Here is a 5,974-nt window from a genome sequence, read left to right on the forward strand (position 1 = left end):
TTACTTTAATTTTACATTTATTTTTTAACGTATTGATATATTGAAATTTACATATCTCCTTTTTTATCGATTTCAAATTTTCAATAGGCAGTTTCTGATAATTTAATCACTTTTGTTGCTTTTTGGTTTGTTTTGGGCCTGGAAAGGCTTGAATAAAATATGAAAAAACAGGTTCCCCACGGATCTTTCCTTTTTCAAAACACTTCTCCTATATATAAGGAGCGGATTTCCTTCTGCATTTTCGGCTCCTATATATAAGGTTTGAATCTTTCACTTTCTGTCTTATGAAAACCCATGCCCTAGCCCCGATAGTAGCGGAAATCCTTATAAGTCTCGTTTTTTCTACGAGACTTATAAGATTGTAGCGGATAGCGGGAAATAGCTCCTGAGTATTTGAATTTTGGCTACCTTATATATTACCCTTCTTTCTGACCTTCTACAAACTATACTTGCGGTTTTTATTACTGCTCAAAAAAAACGAACTTTGCAATCTAAAAATTACATTAATGACACTTCACATAGAAACTCCTGCTTTACTGTTTTCGGCAACTTCATTAATCTTGTTGGCTTACACCAATCGGTTTTTGACACTCGCAACCATTATACGCGGTCTGAAGAAAGCCTATAAAGAAAAGGAGAATCGGATGATTTTACTGGAAATAAAAAACCTCAACCTAAGATTGACCCTTATCCGCTTTATGCAGATGGCAGGTGTGTTGAGTTTATTCCTGTCAGTTTTTACAATGCTTGTATTATTCCTGGATTATCAATTGACTGGAATTTACTTATTTGGTTTCAGTTTGCTTGCCTTGTTAATCTCTTTGGCACTTTGCTTTTGGGAGATTAACATTTCGGTTGATGCACTGCGTTTGCATTTGAGTGATTTGACCCATAAAGAGCTTGAAAAAGAACAACAGCCGACTATTTAGGCAAAATAGATTTCTTTATCACCAAAGAAATATCTAAAAAACAACACACCCACAAATATGTTTAAAAACAATACACTCAAAGGAGTCTTCTTGGTAGGATTTGGTGCGACTAGTTACGGAATGCTAGCAACATTTGTAAAAATGGCTTATGACGAAGGATATACTACCGCTGAAGTCACTATCTCACAATTTATATTAGGAATTACCGGAATTCTTATTATTAATTGGTTTCAAAAAGCCAAAAGCGAAAATGACGTTATCAAAGCCACGAAGAAAAACATATTCCAGTTGATGTTTGCCGGCACTTCTATGGGATTGACAAGTGTCTTTTATTATTTGGCCGTCAAATATATTCCTGTTTCTATTGCTATTATATTGTTGATGCAAACAGTATGGATTGGTTTATTACTAGAAATGCTTTTGGAAAAAAAAATCCCTTCAACACAAAAAATCGTAGCTGCTCTTGTAGTTTTAATAGGAACACTTTTGGCTACCAATATTTTTAAGAACGAAATTCAAATGGATTGGCGAGGGCTTGTTATGGGAATGTTGGCTGCCTGTTCATTCACAACCACTATGTTTACTGCAAATCGAGTTGCCTTAGGAATTTCTTCTGCACAACGCAGTTTGTATATGCTTTTCGGAGGAGCCATAATTGTTTTTGCCTTTGCAATCGCTACACAAACTACTGCATTTCATTATGGCATATTCCTTAAATGGGGAATTATACTATCTCTTTTTGGCACAATCATTCCTCCAATGCTTATGAATGCTGGATTTCCGCTTACAGGAATTGGATTAGGAAGTATCGTTTCGGCACTTGAACTTCCTGTTTCGGTTTTAATGGCTTATTTTCTTCTACATGAAAATGTTGTTTTATTACAATGGATTGGCATTCTCCTTATTATATTGGCCATCATTATAATGAATATCAACTTCAAAAAAGAGCAATCTTACTGATTATCAGTATTAAAAAAACATAGCTGTAGTTATTATTTGTTAATTTTTTTATAAATTCGTAATCCATACAATTCTTATTAAATTACAAAGGCGTTGTATTGAAAACTATTTTAAACATTTTCACCTATTAGCTATTAACTTAATTTTTTTATCATGAAAAAACTTTTTGCAGAATTTTTCGGAACGTATTGGTTGGTTTTTGGAGGTTGTGGTAGTGCATTATTTGCCGCAGGCATACCTGATTTAGGAATTGGATTTGTGGGAGTTTCATTGGCCTTTGGTTTAACCGTTTTGACCATGGCTTATGCTGTCGGACATATTTCTGGAGGGCATTTTAATCCAGCAGTCTCTTTTGGATTATGGGCTGGCGGAAGATTTTCAGCCAAAGAATTACTTCCTTATATTATAGCACAATGCGTAGGTGCTGTTGCAGCTGCCGGAACACTTTTTACTATTGCTTCTGGAAAAGCTGGATTTATGATAGACAACACTAAGGCTGGCGCTTTTGCTTCTAATGGATATGGCGCTTTTTCTCCCGATGGCTATTCTATGCAAGCTGCTTTTATTGCTGAATTTGTACTAACATTATTTTTCCTTTTAATTATACTTGGCGCCACCGATAAATTTGCCAACGGAAGATTTGCCGGAATCGCCATTGGACTTGGACTTACTCTTATTCACTTAATCAGTATTCCAATTACAAATACTTCTGTAAATCCTGCAAGATCATTGTCTCAAGCCATTTTCGTAGGCGGTGAACCACTATCTCAGCTTTGGTTGTTTTGGGTTGCACCTATTTTAGGCGCTATTGTAGCTGGTTTTATATATAAAAACTTATTGCAAGACCATTCCGAAGCTTAATTTTTTACAACATAAAATAAATTATAAAGAGAAAAACGAAATACTAGATTTCGTTTTTCTCTTTATTTTTGCAATATGAATTCACTTTTTCAATCCGAGCCTATATTTTTTAATTTACCAGATGCCGAAATCATCTACTTTCCTTCTTTTCTTTCAAAAGAGGAAGCCAATTCTCTTTTTCAGGAATTACTTGAAAACACTCCTTGGCAACAGGATGAAATTACAGTTTACGGCAAAAAACATTTGCAACCGCGATTAACAGCTTTATATGGGAACGAAGGAAAGCCCTACTCCTATTCCAACATTGTAATGCAGCCCCATTATTGGACATTGACTTTACAAAAAATCAAATCGCTTGTAGAAAGTGCTTCCGACACAAATTTCACAGCCGTTTTATTGAATTATTACAGAGATGGCAGTGATAGCAATGGCTGGCATGCTGATAATGAAAAAGAATTAGGCACAAATCCCATAATCGCATCATTAAGTTTAGGCGCAGAACGTAACTTTCAATTGAAACACAACTTTGATGCCACTCAAAAAAAGAATCTTATTTTAGAAAACGGAAGCTTGTTATTAATGAAAGGAACTACACAGCATTTTTGGAAACATCAAGTTCCCAAAACAGCCAAACCTATTGGTCCAAGAATAAATTTGACATTTCGAGTAATCAAATAAACTAAATGAAAAGAAAACAATCGATCGGAAAATTTAATTTAAACTTCTTTCAAAAAATATCACACACCTAAAAAGAATTAAAAATTTGAATATTTTTTTTAATTAAAATAAAAAGTAATAATTATTTTTATTAATATTGGTATTAGATTTAAAATCAGATTTATTAATCATTAACACCAAATAGAATTAATTTTCACGTGATGAAAAAGAGTAACCGCAAAGAATTAAACTGGGAACAAACAGAAAGACTTGTTACATTGGCCCAAGAAGAAAGAAATCCGTTTGAGATTATCAAGAAAGAATTCGGCTTAGACGAAAAAGAGGTTCTTGAAATTATGAAAAAGAAAATGCCAACCGAAAAATATGAAATGTGGAAAAAGAAAGCTATTGCAAGTAAACCAAAACCAAAACCTCTTAAAATCGATGACTTTGACGAAGATTTAGATGGGAAATATTACATAAAAAACAAACTAGACTAACCAAACCTTTTAAACTCCTGAAATTCAGGAGTTTTTTTTATTCCACTTTTAAAAATATCAATTAACTGTTTAATACTGTGAATCCAGCACACATTGTTATTTGGAACAATAAACAGTTCTTTCCAGCGAGTAGCAGTAGGTGCACTTTTTTAGTTATTTTTTTGCAACAACTCCTTTAATTAAAACATTTTTGTAACATTTTTAAATTTTGAAATACTAATGCACAAACAAACACTTACAAAATGAAAAAAATAATCTTTGCATTTGCTTTTTCTTCCCTAATTTGGACAAGTAAAGCGAACACTACAAATCCAGTAGATTCAAAAAAAGAAGAAATTGAAGTCAGCATCAATCTTATTGATGTAAAAGACGACCAAGTTTTGGTTACGGTAAAAGCCCCAAAAATCAAAGCAGACGAAATCACCTATAGCCTTCCAAAAACAGTACCTGGAACCTATTCAGTAGATGATTACGGAAAATATGTTGTCGATTTCAAAGCGTATGACAGCAAAGGAAACTTGTTGACTATTACAAAAACTGATGATAACACTTGGTCAATCAAAAAAGCAAAATCATTAGCAAAAATTACTTACCTAGTAAACGACACCTTCGATACTGAAAAAGGAAGAGGTTTCGGAAAGGATGATGTATTCTCTCCGGCAGGGACAAACATCGATGTCAATAAAAATTTCATGCTGAACTTGCATGGTTTTGTCGGATATTTTCAAGACAAAAAAGAGATTCCTTATAAAGTTACCATTACTCATCCTGAAACACTTTGGGGAGCTACCTCAATGATTGACAAAGATGCTTCAAAAACATTAGATCTTTTTGAAATGCCACTCTATTCAGAATTATTGGAAAACCCAATCATGTATTCCAAACCTGACTACACTTCTTTTACTGTAGATGGTATGGATATTCAAATTGCAGTATACTCACCATCAGGAAAATTCACAGCAGAGAGTATTACTCCAGAAATGAAAACAATGATGACTGCCCAAAAAACATTTTTAGGAAAAATCAATTCCACAAAAAAATACACGGTTATTCTTTATCTTTCTACTATGTCTCATACCGATGCAAAAGGCTTTGGGGCACTGGAACATCCTACTGCGACTACTGTAGTTATGCCAGAAATGATGCCAAAAGACGAATTGGTAAAACAAATGAAAGATGTAGTTTCACATGAATTTTTTCATATTGTAACGCCATTGACAATCCACTCAAAAGAAATCCAATATTTTGACTATAATGCACCAAAAATGTCTCAACATTTATGGATGTATGAAGGAGTAACTGAATATTTTGCCAATCTTTTCCAAATCAATCAAGGATTGATAAATGAAGATGAATTCTATTCTCGTATATCAGAAAAAATTGAAGGTGCAAACGCTTTGAATGACACCATGCCATTTACTACCATGAGTGCCAATGTACTAACTGAGCCTTATAAAGATCAGTACTTAAACGTATATCAAAAAGGGGCATTAATCGGAATGTGCTTGGATATACAAATCAGAGAAAGTAGCGGAGGAAAAAGAGGAATATTAGATTTAATGCATCAATTATCTAATGAATATGGGGTTTCAAAACCATTTAATGACGCCGATTTATTCGCAAAAATAACTTCATTAACCTACCCTGAAGTAGGTACTTTTTTGACCACATATGTATCTGGACCAACACCTATTCCTTATTATGAGTATTTAGCAAAAGTTGGAGTAACAAAAGTTACCAAAAAAACTTCAGAAGGAATATTCCTAAAAGGTCAGGTTCCATGCATCGCTGTCAATCATGAAAACAACGAGATTTTTATAGCTCCAAACAAAGAACTGACTGTTTTCTATACAGCATTAGACTTAAAAGGTGGAGATATCATCCTTGCAATCAATGAGAAACCTTATTCTCTAAGCAACATTTACGACATGATTTCAGAAAGTCAGAAATGGAAAGAGAACGATGCAATCTCTATAAAAATCAAACGCGACGGAAAAGAACAAGTATTAAAAGGAACAGTAAAACTTCCTTATATAAATACCGACGGTCTTGAAGCAACTGATGCTT

Annotated in this window: 6 protein-coding genes; all 6 read left to right on the top strand. The window is 33.7% G+C overall.

The window, feature by feature from the left end; genetic code table 11:
• Positions 1–506: 506 nt before the first annotated feature.
• Positions 507–929 carry a DUF2721 domain-containing protein gene (locus VFS71_RS11025; RefSeq protein WP_326401278.1) on the top strand — a complete coding sequence of 141 codons (423 nt, stop codon included), beginning with the start codon at positions 507–509 and terminating at the stop codon, positions 927–929.
• 57 nt (positions 930–986) lie between these two features.
• The gene (locus VFS71_RS11030; RefSeq protein ID WP_326401279.1) at positions 987–1,889 is read left to right on the top strand and encodes a DMT family transporter; all 903 of its coding nucleotides are present in this window, start codon (positions 987–989) and stop codon (positions 1,887–1,889) included.
• Between the two features lie 153 nt (positions 1,890–2,042).
• Positions 2,043–2,750 (top strand): aquaporin Z, encoded by a 708-nt coding sequence (gene aqpZ, locus VFS71_RS11035; RefSeq protein ID WP_173505236.1) that lies wholly within the window; start codon positions 2,043–2,045, stop codon positions 2,748–2,750.
• A 75-nt stretch (positions 2,751–2,825) separates the two neighbouring features.
• A complete protein-coding gene (locus tag VFS71_RS11040; protein ID WP_326401280.1) occupies positions 2,826–3,428 on the top strand; it encodes an alpha-ketoglutarate-dependent dioxygenase AlkB in 603 nt (200 codons plus the stop codon).
• Between the two features lie 200 nt (positions 3,429–3,628).
• A complete protein-coding gene (locus VFS71_RS11045; RefSeq protein ID WP_310008660.1) occupies positions 3,629–3,907 on the top strand; it encodes a DUF2805 domain-containing protein in 279 nt (92 codons plus the stop codon).
• A 242-nt stretch (positions 3,908–4,149) separates the two neighbouring features.
• Positions 4,150–5,974, top strand: a 1,825-nt coding sequence (locus VFS71_RS11050) for a peptidase M61 (protein WP_326401281.1), incomplete at its 3' end; no start/stop codon positions are given.

The sequence above is a fragment of the Flavobacterium sp. genome, assembly GCF_035760125.1.
In the GTDB taxonomy this organism is placed as follows: domain Bacteria; phylum Bacteroidota; class Bacteroidia; order Flavobacteriales; family Flavobacteriaceae; genus Flavobacterium.

Coding starts and splice junctions, on each gene's coding strand:
- VFS71_RS11025 (WP_326401278.1), top strand. CDS start 507: ATGACACTTCACATAGAAACTCCTGCTTTACTGTTTTCGGCAACTTCA.
- VFS71_RS11030 (WP_326401279.1), top strand. CDS start 987: ATGTTTAAAAACAATACACTCAAAGGAGTCTTCTTGGTAGGATTTGGT.
- aqpZ (WP_173505236.1), top strand. CDS start 2,043: ATGAAAAAACTTTTTGCAGAATTTTTCGGAACGTATTGGTTGGTTTTT.
- VFS71_RS11040 (WP_326401280.1), top strand. CDS start 2,826: ATGAATTCACTTTTTCAATCCGAGCCTATATTTTTTAATTTACCAGAT.
- VFS71_RS11045 (WP_310008660.1), top strand. CDS start 3,629: ATGAAAAAGAGTAACCGCAAAGAATTAAACTGGGAACAAACAGAAAGA.